Origin of the sequence: Paraburkholderia sp. BCC1885, assembly GCF_900996235.1 — a bacterium.
Taxonomy (GTDB): Bacteria; Pseudomonadota; Gammaproteobacteria; order Burkholderiales; family Burkholderiaceae; genus Paraburkholderia.
In genome coordinates, this window is sequence record NZ_CAAJGM010000151.1 from 1 (window position 1) to 454 (window position 454).

The 454-nt window shown below is 68.3% G+C and carries 1 protein-coding gene; it reads left to right on the plus strand.

Translation table 11 applies throughout. The features are described from left to right. The coding region (locus tag FQ755_RS14985) for an amidohydrolase family protein (protein ID WP_144155452.1) at positions 1-454 on the plus strand (454 nt) is incomplete at both ends.

The window sequence follows — 454 nt, forward strand, 5'->3', positions numbered from 1 at the left end:
CCGGCGCGCTCGAGGCGATGAAGGAAGTCGGCATGCCGCTCCTGGTGCACGGCGAGGTGACCAATGCCGAGATCGACCTGTTCGATCGCGAGAAGGTCTTCATCGACCGCGTGATGACGCCGCTGCGCCGCGATTTCCCGGCGCTCAAGGTGGTCTTCGAGCACATCACCACCAAGGACGCGGCCGACTACGTGCGCGATGCGGATGCCGCGCCCGGCACGCTGGGCGCCACCATCACGGCCCATCACCTGCTCTACAACCGCAACGCGATCTTCACCGGCGGGATCCGGCCGCATTACTACTGCCTGCCGGTGCTCAAGCGCGAGACCCATCGCGTGGCCCTGGTGGAGGCGGCCACCTCGGGCAATCCGCGGTTCTTCCTCGGCACCGACAGCGCGCCGCACGAGAAGAACGCCAAGGAAGCCGCCTGCGGCTGCGCCGGCCGCTACACGGC